Origin of the sequence: Streptomyces sp. NPDC047108 (assembly GCF_040643575.1) — a bacterium.
Taxonomy (GTDB): Bacteria; Actinomycetota; Actinomycetes; order Streptomycetales; family Streptomycetaceae; genus Streptomyces.
Map to the genome: position 1 here is coordinate 61,712 of NZ_JBEYUP010000012.1, position 14,977 is coordinate 76,688.

Sequence of the window (14,977 nt, forward strand, 5' to 3'; positions counted from 1 at the left end):
GGCGCGCCCCCGTTCGCGTCAGAGCGAGGCGCCCACGGGCTCCTTCGTCTCCTCCTCGGCCTCGGCCTTCTCCGTGATCCGCACCCGGGACCCGACGTCGTTGTGCCGCTCCGCCCAGGTGTTCAGCGCCGTGGTGGACGCCAGGTCGCGGTGGCGCAGACCGGACAGGTCCAGCTCGACGGGGCGGTCGGCGGGCAGCGCCTCCAGGGAGTCGAGGATGACGGGCAGGCGCAGGAAGGTGGCGTTGCCGGAGAGGGCGACGCGGATCGTGCCGCTGCCGGTGTCGGTGGTCCGGACCCGGACGTGGGAGGTCTCCCAGGCCAGCTTGAGGATGGAGAGGCCCAGTCCGATGAGGACGCCCTCGAACATGTTGACCGTCACGATGGCGAGCGCCGTGACCACCATGATCACGGCCTCCATCCGGTGCTCACGCCACATCGGCACGATGCGGTCCGTGGGCAGCAGCTTCCAGCCCGCGTGGACGAGCACACCGGCGAACGCGGCGAGCGGGATGATGCCGAGGACCGCGGGGAAGAGGACGGCGAAGAGCAGCAGCCAGACACCGTGCAGGACGCGGGAGACCTTCGTCCGCGCGCCCGCGTTCACATTGGTCGCGCTGCGGACGATGACGGCGGTCATCGGCAGGGCGCCGAGCAGACCGCACACGGTGTTACCCGCGCCCTGGGCCATCAGCTCCTTGTTGAAGTCCGTACGCGGCCCGTTGTGCAGACGGTCCACGGCGGCGGCGCTGAACAGGCTCTCGGCCGAGGCGATGAGGGTGAAGGCGACGACGGTTCCGAGGACACCGACCTGGGCGAGCGCCCCGAAGTCGCCGCCGCCGGGAAGGTCGACGGACTCGAGCAGGCCCCGCACCTCGACCTTCTTCAGCGGAAGGTCGAACAGCCAGGTGACGGAGGCGGACAGCACCACGGCGATCAGGGCGCCGGGGACCAGACGGACCCGCTGCGGCATCCGCTGCCAGAGGAGCATCACCAGGACGGTTCCGGCGCCGACGCCGAGGGCGGACAGGGCGTGGGGCGAACCGGCGACGTCCGAGACCAGACCGGGCAGACCCGTGATCTTGCCGAGCCCGCTGGAGGGCGACGACTGGTCCGCCATGGCGTAGAGCTGCCCGGCGATGATCACCAGGCCGACGCCGGCGAGCATGCCCTCGACCACGGAGACCGAGACGGCGCGGAACCAGCGGCCCAGTCCCAGGAATCCGAGGAGCAGCTGGATGAGCCCGGCGGCCAGGACGATGACGCCGAGCGCGCCGAGGCCGAACTCGCGGACCGCCTCGGCGACCAGCACGGTCAGACCGGCGGCGGGACCACTGACCTGCATGCTGCTGCCGGGCAGCATGCCGACGACGATGCCGCCGACGATCCCGGTGATCAGCCCGGTCTCGGCCGGGACACCGGAAGCGACGGCCACACCCACGCAGAGGGGCAGGGCGACGAGGAACACGACGACCGACGCGCTGAGATCGCGTCCGAAGGAGGGGGGAAGCATCAAGGACCTCTCGGTTCTGTCATCCGCGTCATCGCGCGGTGACGGGTCGGGCTTGGCGCGGGGCACCACGGCTCACAGGGGCAGGAATTCCTCGCTGCCGGCGTCGTGGGTGGTGACACGGCCGGTGTGGACCTCGTAGAACCAGGCGTGCAGGCGCAGCCGGCCGTCGGCGACGCGGGCGGACACACAGGGGTAGGCGCGTAGCGTCTCGAGCTGGATGAGGATGTGCTCCTGCACCGCACGGGGGATGTCGGGCTCGCCGGACCCGGGGACCTTCGCCGCGGCGGTCACGGTCGCCTCACGCTCCAGCCAGCCCCGCACCGCCGGTACGCCACCCAGATCCGCACCGGTCACCAGCGCGGTGACCGCGCCGCAGCCCGAGTGCCCGCAGATCACGACGTCGGAGACGCCGAGCACCTCGACCGCGTACTCGATGGTGGCCGCCTCGCCCGACGGGCGTCCCGCGGAATAGCGGGGGACGACACCGCCCGCGGTGCGCAGCTCGAACAACTCGCCCGGGCGGGCACCGGTGATGAGCGCCGGGACGACCCGGGAGTCGGAGCAGCTCAGGAAGAGCGTTCCCGGGGACTGCCCGGCCTCCAGATGGCTCAACTCCTCGCCGCGGCTTGCGAATGCCCTGGCGTTCTCGATCAGTGCTTGCACGTCGGTCTCCCCTTGTGTCGGTGACAGTGGCAACCGGGCCGGAGGAGTGCTCCGTTGGCTGTCGGAGTGCTCCGTCCGGCTGATGTCGATCACCGTGCCAAAGCGCACCTGAAGCTCACCTGAAGCTGTTCACAGGGTGAGACGGGGCAGGGCCGCGGCGGGTGGGAAACGCGGTCGTACAGGCCGGGAAGGCCGTCGTACCCAGGCCGGGCAAGGCGCTCGTACCAGGGGCGGAGGCGCCGTGCACCCCGGTAGGCACACGAAGAGGCACCCCCGGAACAACCGGGGATGCCTCTTCGCCGGAACGACTTCAGGGTGCGGGTTCGGATGCCGTGCGCCGTGCGGGCTCCGAACTCCCGCTCAGAACATGGGCAGTTACGGATGACGAACCGTCATCAGGCCGCTCTGCGGCCCACCGTGACCGTCCCCCGCTTCCTCTCGCCCTCCACCACGGTCAGCGCGACGACCGGCACCTCGCGCGACCGCCACAGCCACAGGACGTCGCGTCCGAACGACCAGACGAGCCAGGCCAGCGCGAGCGCCACGATCCCGAACGTGGCCGCGTACGGCAGGAGTTCGCTGCCCGCCACGACCAGGACGATGCCCTGCAGCGCCGCCACCGTCTTGCGCGCCCGGCTCGGCGGCAGGGCCCGGTTCATCCAGGGCAGCACCCAGGCCGCCGCCACGAACGCGTACCGCATCATGCCGATCGCCAGCACCCACGGGCCCAGCGAGAACGACACGTACAGGCTCAGCACCAGGATCAGGAACGCGTCGACCTCCATGTCGAAGCGCGCCCCGAGCCGGGACGACGTTCCGGTGCGCCGGGCCACCTGACCGTCGACCGCGTCGAGGATGAGGGCCACCGTGGCGAGCGCCACCAGGACCGTGACCGGCGGCCGGCCTCCGAGGGAGTCGGCGACGAGCGCCGCCACACCTCCCGCGAGGGTCGCGCGGGCCAGCGTGACCTGGTTGGCCGGACCGAAGGTCCGGGTTCCCGAACGACGCAGGGCGAGCGTGAGCACCGCCCAGGTGGTGACCGCGAAGACGAACCCGGTCAGCCAGCCCACCGGACCCAGGCCGACCGCCAGCCAGAGCAGCGCGAGGAGCAGCATCTGAGCGCCCATTCCCGCGGTCGTTTCCTGCCGGAACGGCCGGGTCTCGTACCCGCCGTATACGGCCATTGCGCCTCCTTGCGGCTGTGTGACAAGTCGATCAGTGCCGCGTACCGTTCCTGCGGACTTCGTGACTACTAACAACGGGAGCCGTCGCTCCAGCGTTCAAGGAGGCTGCCGATGAATCGCACGATGAATCGCACCGCCCGCGCCTTCTGGCTCCGCTCTCCCGGGGAGGGGGAGATCCGGACGGCCTCCCTCCCCGCCCCCGGCCCGGACGACGTCGTCGTCCGGGCGCTCTGCTCGGGGGTGAGCCGCGGGACGGAGACACTGGTCTTCCGCGGCGGGGTGCCCGAGAACCAGTACGGGACCATGCGGGCGCCGTTCCAGGACGGCGACTTCCCCGCCCCCGTCAAGTACGGCTACCTCAGCGTCGGGGTGGTCGAGGAAGGGCCGCCGGCACTCCTCGGCCGTACGGTCTTCTGTCTGTACCCGCACCAGACCCGGTACGTCGTCCCGGCGAGCGCCGTGACCCCGGTGCCGGATGACGTCCCCGCCGAGCGCGCCGTACTGGCCGGGACGGTGGAGACCGCGGTGAACGCCCTGTGGGACGCCGCGCCCATGATCGGCGACCGGGTCGCCGTGATCGGGGCCGGCATGGTCGGCGCGAGCGTCGCCGCGCTCCTGGCCCGCTTCCCCGCCACCCGGGTGCAACTGGTCGACGCCAACCCTGCCCGCGCCTCCCTTGCCGAGGCGCTGGGCGTGGACTTCGCGCTCCCGGAAGAGGCGGCGGACGGATGTGACCTCGTCGTCCACGCCAGCGCGACCGAGGCCGGCCTCACGCGCGCCCTGGAACTCCTCGACCCGGAGGGCACCGTCCTCGAACTGAGCTGGTACGGCGACCGGCGGGTCAGTCTCCCGCTGGGCGAGGCCTTCCACTCGCGCCGCCTCGTCGTGCGCAGCAGCCAGGTCGGCACCGTCTCCCCGGCCCGCGCGTCCCGGCGCACCTACGCCGACCGGCTCGCCCTCTCCCTCGGCCTCCTCGCCGATCCCGCCTTCGACGCGCTGATCACCGGCGAGTGCGCCTTCGAGGAGCTGCCGCAGGTCATGCCCCGCCTGGCCTCCGGCGATCTACCCGCGCTCTGCCACCGCGTCCGGTACGGAACCGGTCCCGAATCCGGCTGAGCAGAGCTGAGCAGATCCCCGCTCCGGCCCGTACCCATGGGCACGAGAAGCGAGCCCGGACCGGGACACGCGCCCGGCCCGCACCCGTACGCCCCGGCCTGGGGCGTTCTCCGCACAACCTGGAGGGTCATCCGTTGTTCAGCGTCACCGTCCGCGACCACATCATGGTCGCCCACAGCTTCCGCGGCGAGGTCTTCGGGCCCGCGCAGCGCCTGCACGGCGCGACCTTCCTCGTGGATGCCACGTTCCGACGGACCGAACTGGACGCGGACAACATCGTCGTCGACATCGGGCTCGCCTCCCAGGAGCTGAACGGCATCACCGCCGCCCTCAACTACCGCAATCTGGACGACGAACCGGACTTCGCGGGCATCAACACCTCCACGGAGTTCCTCGCCAAGGTCGTCGCCGACCGGCTCGCCGACCGCATCCACGCCGGCGCGCTCGGCGAGGGCGCCCGCGGACTCGACAGCATCGGCGTCACCCTCCACGAGTCCCACATCGCCTGGGCCGGTTACGAGCGCTCGCTGTGAAGCCCGCCGACGCCACCCCGACGACCGTGCCCACGGTGCACTTCGTCCTGCCCGGTGACGTCGACGACCCGGCCGCGCCCAGCGGCGGCAACACCTACGACCGCCGCGTGTGCCAGGAACTGCCCCGCGCCGGCTGGCGCGTCTACGAGCACCCGGTGCCCGGCGCCTGGCCCGAGCCCGGAGCGGCGGGCCGGGCGAAACTGGCCCGGCTCCTCGGCGGCCTCGCGGACGGCAGCGTCGTCCTCCTGGACGGGCTCGTGGCCTGCGCCGTGCCCGACATCGTCGTCCCCGAGGCCGCCCGTCTGCACCTCGTGGTGCTCCTGCACCTCCCGCTCGGCGACGAGACGGGCCTGGCCCCCGCCACCGCCGCCGACCTCGACGCCCGCGAGCGCCGCACCCTGCGCGCCGTGTCGGCCGTCGTGGCGACCAGCACCTGGGCGGCCCGCCGGCTCGTCGCGCACCACGGACTCGCCTCCGACCGCGTCCATGTCGCCGTGCCGGGCGCCGACCCCGCACCCCAGGCCCCCGGCAGCGACGGTGCCTCGCGGCTGCTGTGCGTCGCGTCGGTCACCCCGCGCAAGGGACAGCACCGGCTCGTCAGTGCGCTGGCGACGGTCGCCGACCTGCCGTGGTCCTGCTCTTGCGTCGGCGGACTCGGCCACGACCCCGCGTACGTCGTACGACTGCGGGCCCTGATCGCGGAGTTCGGGCTCGGAGACCGGGTGCGCCTCGTCGGCCCGCAGACCGGCGAGGACCTGGAGGCGAGCTACGCCGCGGCCGACCTCCTCGTGCTCACCTCGTACGCCGAGACCTACGGCATGGTCGTGACGGAAGCGCTCGCCCGCGGCATTCCCGTCCTGGCCACGGCTGTGGACGGACTCCCGGAGGCGGTGGGGCGGGCGCCGGACGGCAACGTGCCGGGGCTCCTCGTACCGCCGGGCGATCTGCCGGCGCTCGGCACCGCGCTGCGGCGCTGGTTCGACGAACCCGATCTGCGCGCGCAGTTGAAGGTCTCCGCACGCCGTCGGCGGGCCACGTTGGAAAGGTGGGACATGACGTCGCGCAATCTCGCCGCCGTGCTGGAGCGGCTTCCGCAAGCAACCCGGAGGTCGGCATGAACAGCACCGAGGTACCGCCGTACGCGCCCGAGTGGCTGGAACTGCGCGAGAGCGCCGACGCCGCGGCCCGCGCGGACGACCTGCTCGTCCCCCTGCGCCGTCATCTGTCGGCGCTGGCGCGGTGGGAGCCGGGCGCGGGGCTGGTGATCCGCGATCTGGGCTGCGGCACCGGCTCGATGGGGCGCTGGCTCGCGCCCCGGCTTCCCGGGCCGCAGCGCTGGGTGCTGCACGACCGCGACCCCGGGCTGCTGGAGCACGCGGTCGCGCGAATGCCCGTCGCGTCCGCCGACGGCAGCCGCGTCACGGTGACCACCAAACACGGCGACATCGGGCGGCTGACCGCGGAGGACCTGTCCGGCACCGCACTGGTGACGGCCTCGGCCCTGCTGGACGTGCTCACCCCCGACGAGGTGGACGTGCTCGTCGCGGCCTGCGCCGGCGCCGGATGCCCGGCGCTGCTCGCACTCTCCGTGGTCGGACGCGTCGAACTGACCCCGGAGGATCCGCTCGACGCCGAGATCGCCGAGGCGTTCAACGCCCATCAGCGGCGCAGCGACGCCACCCGCCGCCTGCTCGGCCCCGATGCCGTCGCCGTGGCCTCGGAGGTGTTCACCCGGCAGGGCATGGACGTCCGCGTGCACGGCAGCCCCTGGCACCTCGGCGCCGACGAGTCCGCGCTGACCGCGGAGTGGCTGCGCGGCTGGGTCGGTGCGGCCTGCGCGGAGCGGCCGGACCTCGACGCCTCCGCCGTCGCGTATCTGCAGCGCCGCCTGGCGGCGTGCGAGGCGGGCGGGCTGCGCGTGGTGGTGCACCACAGCGATCTCCTCGCCCTGCCCCGCCCGAGGCCCGGGGGGTCGGTGTGATGCGTGCCGCCTGGCCGAAGATCCGGAACCTCGTCGGCGTGGGGATCCTCGTCGTACTGCTGTGGCGGCTGGGCAGCGACGCGTTCGTGGACGGACTGCGCCGGATCGACGCGGCGGCGCTCCTGGCAGCGCTCGCACTCGGCCTGATCACCACCGTGTTCAGCGCCTGGCGCTGGTGCCTGGTGGCCCGCGGCCTGGGGATGAAGCTCCCGCTCGGTCAGGCCGTGGCCGACTACTACCGCTCGCTGTTCCTGAACGCGGCCCTGCCCGGCGGCATCCTCGGCGACGTGCACCGCGCCGTACGCCACGGTCAGGACGCCGGTGACGTCGGGCGCGGCGTACGGGCGGTGGTGCTGGAGCGGACCGCGGGCCAGGTGGTGCTCATCGGCGTCGGCGTCACGGTGCTGTTCGCCTCGCCGTCGCCCGCCCTGCACGCCATGAGGTCCCTGGTGGCCCCCGGTGCGGTCCTGGTGTTCGCGGTGGCGGCCGCGATCGTGATCGCGGCCGCCGTGGGGCTCCGGCTGGTGCCCGGCGCCTCCCGCGTCCGCAGTGCCGTCGCCTCCGCACTGGCGGAGGCCCGTCAGGGGCTGTTCGCCCGCGAGAGCCTGCCCGGGGTGGCGCTCTCGTCGGCGGCCGTGCTCGCCGGGCACCTGGCCACGTTCCTGCTCGCCGCGCGGGTCGCCGGATCCCCGGCGCCCGCCGCCGAGTTGCTGCCCCTGATGGTGGTGGCGCTGCTCGCCATGGCCCTGCCGCTGAACGTCGGCGGCTGGGGTCCGCGGGAGGGCGCCACCGCGTGGGCCTTCGGTGCCGCCGGCCTAGGCGCGACCCAGGGGCTGACGGTCGCCGTGGTGTACGGCGTGCTCACCTTCGTCGCGAGCCTGCCCGGCGCGGGCGTGCTCGCCGGCCGGTGGCTCGCCGGACTCCGTCCCCAGCGGCCGGAGTTCGAGTTCGAAGAGCGTGTCCTCGCCGAGAGCGGAGCGGCGCATCGCGGGGCGTAGGGCGTCGCGCATCACCGGGGTGCCGTCGAAGCGGAGGCCCGGGATGCCGTTGCCGATGAGGACCGGGGCAACAGTGACATAGAGACGGTGGAGGGCCTGTTCATGGAGAAAGCGCGAGACCGTGACGCCGCCGCCCTCGACCAGAAGCCGGCCGAGGCCGCGTTCGGCCAGCGCGCTGAGGAGGCGCCCGGGGGCGAACGCGGCACGGTCCGGCAGCGTGAGGACGTCGACTCCGTCGGGAAGATCCCGGCCCCGCGGTCCGTCATGGTCCGGCCCCACCACCCACAGGGTCGGCGCGGCCCCGTCGGTGAACACCGTGCGGTCGAGCGGTACGCGGCCGTGCGGGTCGAGGACGACGCGCACCGGGTCCGGCCCAGCGCAGGCACGCACGGTGAGCCGGGGGTCGTCGGCGACAGCGGTGCCCGCACCGACGAGGACCGCGTCGACGAGCGCGCGCAGCCGGTGGAGGTGGCACCGGTCCTCCTCGCCGGTGACGAAGTCGGCGTCGCCGGTGCGGGTGGCGATGAAACCGTCGAGGCTCTGGCCGAGCTGGGCGAACGCCAGGCGCGGACCGGCCAGGCACAGCGGCACATAGCGCTCCGCCAGGACGGCCGCTTCGGGCGATGCCTCCTCGTCCCACCGCCACACCCCGTCCGTGCCCCGGGCCAGCCCGGCGGCCGCGGCCTGGGCCGCGGTCCGCACGCCGAGCAGCCGGTCCCAGGCGTCGGCCGGTTCCAGCGGAACGGTGCGGCGCTGCGCGCTGCCGGTGGTCATCGGTTCACCTCGGGGTGTTCGGGGCCCGCGGAACCGGAGCCGGTCCCGGAGAGGAGGGAGTGGTACTCGCCGAAGGATTCCACAAGACTCGCCAGAAGTTGTTTTCCCTTTTCCGCCGAGGCCTTCGAAGGACGGCCGATCACACCCGAGTCCGTATAGGCGGCCATACCGAGCGTGAGCAGATGCCTGCGATCGTCGGCGACACAATCCGACGTTTCATATCCGGGGCGTACGAGTTCTGGGTGGGCATGCAGCAGGATGGAGGTCTCGAGTTCTCCCGCATGCATATCGCTGAACGACGACGTCTCGACACCCGCCCGTGTGCGTGCGGCATCCCAGTCCGGCGATCCGGGGAATAGGGCCATGCGCATGCCGGTGCCCACGGATTCCTGAACTACGTTACGCAGTACGTAGTTTCCGCCGTGTCCGTTCACCAGAATCAAGGACTCGATGCCGGAACGGCGGAGCGACTCCGCGATATCCCGTACGACGGCGTGGAGCGTCGCGGCGGAAATCGAGACCGTGCCCGGCCACGCGGCGTGCTCGTGCGAGCAGGAGACGGTGAGCGGAGGAAGGTGGTGAACCGGATGTACCGCCGCGATCTCCTGGGCGATGGTGCAGGCCACGACGGTGTCCGTGACCAGCGGGAGGTACGCCCCGTGCTGCTCGAAACTGCCGACGGGAAGCACGGCGACACGGGGGCGCCGCTCCCTCACTTCCTCGGTCGTGCTCAGTGGCAACAGACCTCCGAAGGTCCTCCCACAGGTTCCCGAACCGCTCATGCCATTCCGGCCTTTCGTGCCTCGATACGTGTATGCGGCCGCCATCCCGACCGAATGCGAGCGCGCAAACGGCCATTCCCGGAGGGTGCCCGTACGAGCAGAGTACGCGCCATCGGTGATCCCTCCCAAGGGGCGAACGCGACGAACCCCGCAACTCGTTGACGCGGTACCGATTCATTCTTCATACAGGTCCCGCACGGCGCCAATTAGGGGTAGCATCTCGGCATGACAGCAATGGATGTCGTGACCGACCCAGGCCCTGGTCCATCAGGTGTCGTTCGCGTGGTAAATGTCCGACTGCCCACCGTGCACGGAGATTTCCGCGCAATCGGGTACCTGGACCGTGACGGCGGCGAGGAACAAGTCGCGCTGGTGTACGGCGACGTCGCAGGAGAGCGTACGCTCACCCGCCTCCATTCCGAGTGCCTGACCGGGGACGCCTTCGGGTCCCTGCACTGCGACTGCGGCGACCAACTGTCGGCCGCGCTGCGCGCCATCGCGGCGGAGGGCAGCGGTGTGCTCGTCTACCTCCGGGGCCACGAGGGCCGGGGCATCGGCCTGTTGGCCAAGCTGCAGGCGATGAAGCTCCAGACGGAGGGGCTCGACACGGTCGAGGCCAACCTCGCTCTCGGCTTCCCCGTCGACGCCCGCGACTACCGCGTGGCGGCGGACATCCTGCACGACCTGGACGTGGATTCGGTCCGGTTGATGTCCAACAACCCCTGCAAACGCGAGGCGTTGCTGCGGCACGGCATCAAGGTCGCCGAGCAGGTCCCCCTGCTCATGCCGCCGCACGAGGAGAACATCCGCTATCTGCGGACGAAGCGGGAGCGTCTCGACCACTACCTGCCGCATCTGAACGCGGCCGGGGAGTAGCCTCGACTGCCCCCGCGCAGGGTCGCGCGGGGGCAGAGGCGCTGTCCCGTGGTCGAGCCGCGGTGCGGTTTCCGTGCCGCCCTGCCGCGGCCGGAGACAGCGACGGCCGGGAGCCGAACTCCCCCTGCCCGGACAGCGCATGACGATGTGTCATCCACGTCTCGGCACACGCCTCACCACCTCCGCGGAGGATCCGGCCAGGACTGTACGCGCGGCGACGGAACGCCGCGCGGAGCCCAGGGCCCCGATGCCTCGGCGCGGCTCGTACGGCCCTGTACGTCCGCGGCTATGCCAGCCATGCCCCGTCGCGCATGATGACCCTCCCTTGCAGCTCCGGCTCGCCCCGCCAGGCGCGTACGGTCCTCGGCACCACGTGCAGGTAGAGGAATGACCCGTCCTCCGTGCGCGGATCCCATCCGAACTTCCCGGCGAACGCGTCCGCGCCGCCTTCGGGGACGTCCCGGTCCGAGAAGTGCTCCGCCTCCCCCTGCAGAAGCACCACGTCGAAGGTGTCCGGCAGCGCCAGGCGCACCCGGGGCTCCCGACGGACGTTGCGTGCGGTCGCCGAGGGCCCGCCGGTGCACATCCAGATCCCCCGCCCGTCCCACACGAACCACAAAGGGACCTGGTGCGGCCCGTGATCGGGGTGGGAGGTCGACACCCACATGTCCCGTTCCGCGTCGAGTCGTTGCAGGGTGTCGTGCCTGCGCTGCGACGTCTCACGGCGAGCGATGGATTCGGCCGGCATGACACCGACGCTAACCGGCATGCCCGCACCGCGCATGGGGCGTTCGTCCTACTCCGTACGACCGACGACGGCTCGGCCCGTCGGGTACTGCGGCTCCGCCCAGGAGCGGACGGGCTCGACCGTGAGGGTGGCGAGTTCCCCCAGCACACGCGCCGCCGGGCGAGCACCCCTGGGACAGGCCGGTGGTGGGGGAGATGCGTGTCCTACCCCGGAACTCCCGGGGTATCAGGCCGGTGTGACGGGGCGTACTGCTTGTCCACCACCAGGACGTGCAGGCCGAGTTCGCTCAGGGCACGCGCCGTGGCGCGACCGGCGGCACCGGTGCCGCACACCACCGTGTCGTACCTGGGACCGATCGGTCCGATCATGCCGTGGCTCCGTTCGTTCGCCTCATGCGCCGTCCTCGGCCGTGCCCGGACCGCAGAGCCGCGCCAGGGCACGTACGGCGAGTCCGCAGGCGATGACGTCGTCGGAGTAGCGGGAGCAGAGACGGACGTACTCGTTCACCGGGCCGCCCTGCCAGCCCCCGTCCTCCAGTTGGGCGGCGAGCAGCCGCCGTGCCGCCCCGACGGCCACCTCGTCGTCCGGGGCCATGCCCGCCGTCAGCAGCGCGTGCAGCGCCCATGCGGTCTCCTCGGCGGTGCCCGGCTCCTGGCAGCGCCCCGTGCCCCACGATCCGTCGGCCTGCCGGGCGCGCAGCAGCCAGTCGCGGGCCTTCCGGGCCACGGGGTGCCCGAACCCGTGGGCGCGGCAGAACGCTTCGAGGACGGCGGCGGTGCCGGGAGTCCTCCCGCGGTACCACAGCGCCTCGAAGGAGCCGTCCGGATCCTGACGGGACGTCAGCCACCGCAGTGCCTTGCGGACGCGCGGGTCGCGGGTTTCGGCGCCGTGGTCCAGCAGCGCCAGTACGGCCTTGGCGGTCATCTGGGGACAGGGCCCGAACCCGCCGGGTCCGCTGTTCCGTACGGCCAGGCTCCATGACCCGCGGGAGTCCTGCATGCGCGTCAGCCAGTCCACGCCCTCCCGGGCGTGCGGGTCGTCCGCGCCGCCGGGCAGACGCCGCAGCAGGGAGGAGATCTCCGCGGTCTCCAGCGCCATGGGCCAGGAGCGTTCGTCGGAGAAGCCCCAGTAGCCCGGCGGGCAGGCCAGCGCGGAGAACGGGGCGTCGTGGTGCCGGTCGCGGAACATCGCGCGGGTCGCCGCCAGGCGGGGGTCGTCGCCGCGGCCGGCTTCGAGCAGCGCCGCGCCCGCGAAGCCGGACCACGTCAGGTCCAGCGGCATCAGATCCCAGCCGCCGTCCGGAGACGCCGCCGAGCGCAGCCAGTCGGAGGCGGACTCGGCGATGTCGGGGGCCAGGTCCGAGCGGGCCACGCCGATGCAGATGAGGCCGGTGAGCCACGGGTCGGTGCTGAACCCGCCGGTGGCGCCCCCGTGTTCGTACACCTCGCGTACCAGGGACAGCGCGGTGGGCCGCGCGCGGGAGTCGAGCCACCGGCGGGCCGGACCCGGTCGCCGCTGAGCCGACTGCCCCAGCGCCATGGCCGCGAAGATCGGCAGCCGCAGGCTCAGCAGCCGCCGCGCCATCCCGGGCAGGAGCAGCAGCTCCGACGGCAGACGGCGCAGTGCGTCGTGAGGGGACCGGCCTGTGAGGACCCCGAACTGCTCGACGAGTCCCGCCATGACCGGCTCGGGCAGCGACTCGGCGCCGCCGAGCGCCTCGATCCGGCGCCTGCCCGCCCTCACGGCCCACGTCGCCCGCCGGCCGCCGATGATGTCCAGGACGTCCGTCACGAGAGCGGTGGCGAGCAGCTCGGTGGGCACCCCCGACATGGCCCAGCCCCCGTCGCTCCGCTGCGTCTCCAGCAGCCGGGCGACGGCGCGGGCGCTCGTCCTGTCGAGCTGATCGTCCCCGTCACCGCCGTCGCCGTCGTCGGAGCCGGTGAGCCACAGGGCCATCAGGGCCACGGCAGTGTTGCCGGGGGAGAACCGGTCGCCGGGGGGCGTGAACACGCCGTCCGGGCCGCGGCGGGCGAACAGCCACTCCGTCCCGGCCGTGACGGCCGTACGGGCGTGGTCGCGCAGGGGAGAGGTCTGCATGGTGAGGGGTCACCCCTTGCGTAGTGGGTCGGCCGACGGGGTTGGCCGACCGAGGTGGGTCTCGCCGGTGCCGGTGCGGAGCTTCGTACCGCTGGTGCCCGTACGGATCCTCGTACCGTCGGCGGTGCGGCTTCTCGTACCGTCTCCGGTGCCGCTGTCCGTTCCGCCGATGCCTCCGGGCACGCGTCAGTTCTCCCGGTCGACGGCCAGGTCGGCGACGGCGGCGAGGATTTCGACGGACTCCGTCACCGGAAGCCGCGTCAGATACGTCTTGGCGAGCTCGCTCTCCGTGCGCGACCGCTCCTGCGCGAGGTCGAGGGCGCCGGTGGAGTCCAGCAGGTCCTGGACGACCTGGTGCGCCTCCGCGGTCGGGATGCGTCCGGCGAGGGCGGCCGAGAGCCTGGCCCGCCCGGACGGTCCGCTCATCTCGTGGCAGAGCAGCACGGGGAAGGTGGGTCGGTGGTTGGCCATGTCGCTCAGATCCGGCTTGCCGGTGGCCGCGCTGTCACTGATGTGCGGCAGGAGGTCGTCGTGCATCTGGAAGGCACGCCCCAAGTGGTGGGCGTAGCCCGTCAGGGTGCCGTCGTCCTCGGCCGACCCGCCGCCGAGCGCCACGCCGGCGCGGCACGCTCCGCGGAACAGCGCGCCGGTCTTGAGCGTGGTCATGGAGTAGTAGGCGGGCAGCCCGCAGCCGATGTTGCCGCGCAACTGGCCCTCCATGGCCTGGCCGCTGCACTGGTCCATGCCCGCCTGCGCGAGGATCCGTACCGCTTCGAGGACGCGCGAGGGCGGCAGCCCGTAGCTCGCGCACTCGGCGACGGCCGAGAACATCCGCATCATCAGGGAGTCCCCGGTGACGATCGCGTCGGTGGTGCCGTGGAGTGCGGAGACGGTGGGACGGCCCCGGCGGAGTGCGTCCCCGTCGATGACGTCGTCGTGGACGAGCGAACCGACGTGCAGATACTCCACGCCGAGGGCGGCGGGGAGGAAGAGCTCGCGCCGGTTGCCCAGGGCCGCGGCCGATTCCACGAGCAGGAGCGGGCGGAGCATCTTGCCCGCCGGGACGAGCGCGTAGCGGGATATCCGGTGCACCCGTTCGTCGTCCGGCTGCCAGCGGGCGTGCAGTTCGCGCTGCAGCATCGCGAGAGTGGGACGGGCGGCGGCGAGATGGCGCCCGGGGACATGTGTCGCCGGGTTCGGCGTAGTCATGGGGCCCCTTTCGGTGAGGGGTGGTCGTGCCGGCCGGTCCGAAGGCCCGGACGGACAGGGGGAGTTAGGAGTGCGGCGGAGCGGAGGAGTGCGGCGGAGTGGAGGAGTGCGGCGGACCGGGGGAGCGGGGTGACAGGCACGTCCAGGTGTCCGGCGATGGCGGCGGACAGTCCGGAACCGAGGGCGTCGAGGGTGCGGTGCGCCTCCTCGGCCGTGGCGGCGACGGCCCGGAGCACCGCGGGCGAGGGCGGATGGTGCGTTTCGTTCAGCGACATCTGATGACGCGTCGCGCCCCGCGCCAAGACCGGCTGCAGGCGATTCCAGCGGTCGTCATGGTGAGACATCGTGCCGTCCAAGGTGCGTCAGCGGGACAGGGCCCGGCCCCGGTCAGGCCGTCGAATTCATCGACCGCGGGGTCCTGTGGTCAACGGATGCGGGTATGGCGGTGCCCGGTGCGAATTCTTCAAAGGAGGAATGGAGGGGAACGGGTTTCCTCGCGTCCGC

14 protein-coding genes and 1 pseudogene are annotated in these 14,977 nt (G+C 72.5%); 6 read left to right on the forward strand and 9 right to left on the reverse strand.

Annotation, left to right across the window (positions count from 1 at the left end; all coding sequences use genetic code 11):
- Positions 1 to 18: 18 nt before the first annotated feature.
- From ABZ822_RS22405 to ABZ822_RS22415, 3 genes are all read right to left on the reverse strand, one after another.
- Entirely contained in the window at positions 19 to 1,512 is a 1,494-nt protein-coding gene (locus tag ABZ822_RS22405; protein WP_360856883.1) for a SulP family inorganic anion transporter, read from the reverse strand.
- A gap of 72 nt (positions 1,513 to 1,584) precedes the next feature.
- The gene (locus tag ABZ822_RS22410; protein WP_360856886.1) at positions 1,585 to 2,175 is read right to left on the reverse strand and encodes a carbonic anhydrase; all 591 of its coding nucleotides are present in this window, start codon (positions 2,173 to 2,175) and stop codon (positions 1,585 to 1,587) included.
- 395 nt (positions 2,176 to 2,570) lie between these two features.
- On the reverse strand, positions 2,571 to 3,359 hold the full coding sequence (locus tag ABZ822_RS22415) for a CDP-alcohol phosphatidyltransferase family protein (protein WP_360856890.1): 789 nt from the start codon (positions 3,357 to 3,359) through the stop codon (positions 2,571 to 2,573).
- Between the two features lie 123 nt (positions 3,360 to 3,482).
- On the opposite strand from ABZ822_RS22415, the gene ABZ822_RS22420 reads away from it, so the two are divergent.
- The 5 genes from ABZ822_RS22420 (at position 3,483) to ABZ822_RS22440 (ending at position 7,987) form a co-directional block, all read left to right on the forward strand.
- Positions 3,483 to 4,475, forward strand: a complete 993-nt coding sequence (locus ABZ822_RS22420) for a zinc-binding alcohol dehydrogenase (RefSeq protein WP_360857207.1) — start codon at positions 3,483 to 3,485, stop codon at positions 4,473 to 4,475.
- A gap of 134 nt (positions 4,476 to 4,609) precedes the next feature.
- The gene (locus tag ABZ822_RS22425; RefSeq protein ID WP_360856892.1) at positions 4,610 to 5,008 is read left to right on the forward strand and encodes a 6-carboxytetrahydropterin synthase; all 399 of its coding nucleotides are present in this window, start codon (positions 4,610 to 4,612) and stop codon (positions 5,006 to 5,008) included.
- A complete protein-coding gene (locus tag ABZ822_RS22430; RefSeq protein ID WP_360856895.1) occupies positions 5,005 to 6,126 on the forward strand; it encodes a glycosyltransferase family 4 protein in 1,122 nt (373 codons plus the stop codon). The genes ABZ822_RS22425 and ABZ822_RS22430 overlap by 4 nt, the downstream gene beginning before the upstream one ends.
- Complete coding sequence (locus ABZ822_RS22435) at positions 6,123 to 6,989, forward strand: class I SAM-dependent methyltransferase (protein ID WP_360856898.1); 867 nt, start codon at positions 6,123 to 6,125, stop codon at positions 6,987 to 6,989. The genes ABZ822_RS22430 and ABZ822_RS22435 overlap by 4 nt, the downstream gene beginning before the upstream one ends.
- Positions 6,989 to 7,987 (forward strand): lysylphosphatidylglycerol synthase transmembrane domain-containing protein, encoded by a 999-nt coding sequence (locus ABZ822_RS22440; protein WP_360856901.1) that lies wholly within the window; start codon positions 6,989 to 6,991, stop codon positions 7,985 to 7,987. The genes ABZ822_RS22435 and ABZ822_RS22440 overlap by 1 nt, the downstream gene beginning before the upstream one ends.
- 102 nt (positions 7,988 to 8,089) lie before the next feature.
- Here the strand turns inward: ABZ822_RS22440 and ABZ822_RS22445 are convergent.
- A pseudogene (locus ABZ822_RS22445) lies at positions 8,090 to 8,761 on the reverse strand (RibD family protein); the annotation flags it as partial.
- Complete coding sequence (locus ABZ822_RS22450; protein WP_360857211.1) at positions 8,758 to 9,543, reverse strand: creatininase family protein; 786 nt, start codon at positions 9,541 to 9,543, stop codon at positions 8,758 to 8,760. The gene ABZ822_RS22450 and the pseudogene ABZ822_RS22445, both read right to left, overlap by 4 nt.
- Before the next feature lie 225 nt (positions 9,544 to 9,768).
- Here ABZ822_RS22450 and ribA point away from each other — a divergent pair, with 225 nt between their 5' ends.
- Positions 9,769 to 10,419 carry a GTP cyclohydrolase II gene (ribA, locus tag ABZ822_RS22455; protein WP_360856904.1) on the forward strand — a complete coding sequence of 217 codons (651 nt, stop codon included), beginning with the start codon at positions 9,769 to 9,771 and terminating at the stop codon, positions 10,417 to 10,419.
- Positions 10,420 to 10,705: 286 nt separating this feature from the next.
- Here ribA and ABZ822_RS22460 read toward each other — a convergent pair whose 3' ends face one another.
- From ABZ822_RS22460 to ABZ822_RS22475, 4 genes are all read right to left on the reverse strand, one after another.
- Positions 10,706 to 11,167, reverse strand: a complete 462-nt coding sequence (locus ABZ822_RS22460) for a pyridoxamine 5'-phosphate oxidase family protein (protein WP_360856907.1) — start codon at positions 11,165 to 11,167, stop codon at positions 10,706 to 10,708.
- A gap of 203 nt (positions 11,168 to 11,370) precedes the next feature.
- Positions 11,371 to 11,535 carry an FAD-binding protein gene (locus ABZ822_RS22465; protein ID WP_360856910.1) on the reverse strand — a complete coding sequence of 55 codons (165 nt, stop codon included), beginning with the start codon at positions 11,533 to 11,535 and terminating at the stop codon, positions 11,371 to 11,373.
- A 22-nt stretch (positions 11,536 to 11,557) separates the two neighbouring features.
- Positions 11,558 to 13,264: a prenyltransferase/squalene oxidase repeat-containing protein gene (locus ABZ822_RS22470; RefSeq protein WP_360856913.1), complete on the reverse strand. Its 1,707-nt coding sequence runs from the start codon at positions 13,262 to 13,264 to the stop codon at positions 11,558 to 11,560.
- A 186-nt stretch (positions 13,265 to 13,450) separates the two neighbouring features.
- Positions 13,451 to 14,473 (reverse strand): polyprenyl synthetase family protein, encoded by a 1,023-nt coding sequence (locus ABZ822_RS22475; protein WP_360856916.1) that lies wholly within the window; start codon positions 14,471 to 14,473, stop codon positions 13,451 to 13,453.
- Between the last annotated feature and the right edge of the window lie 504 nt (positions 14,474 to 14,977).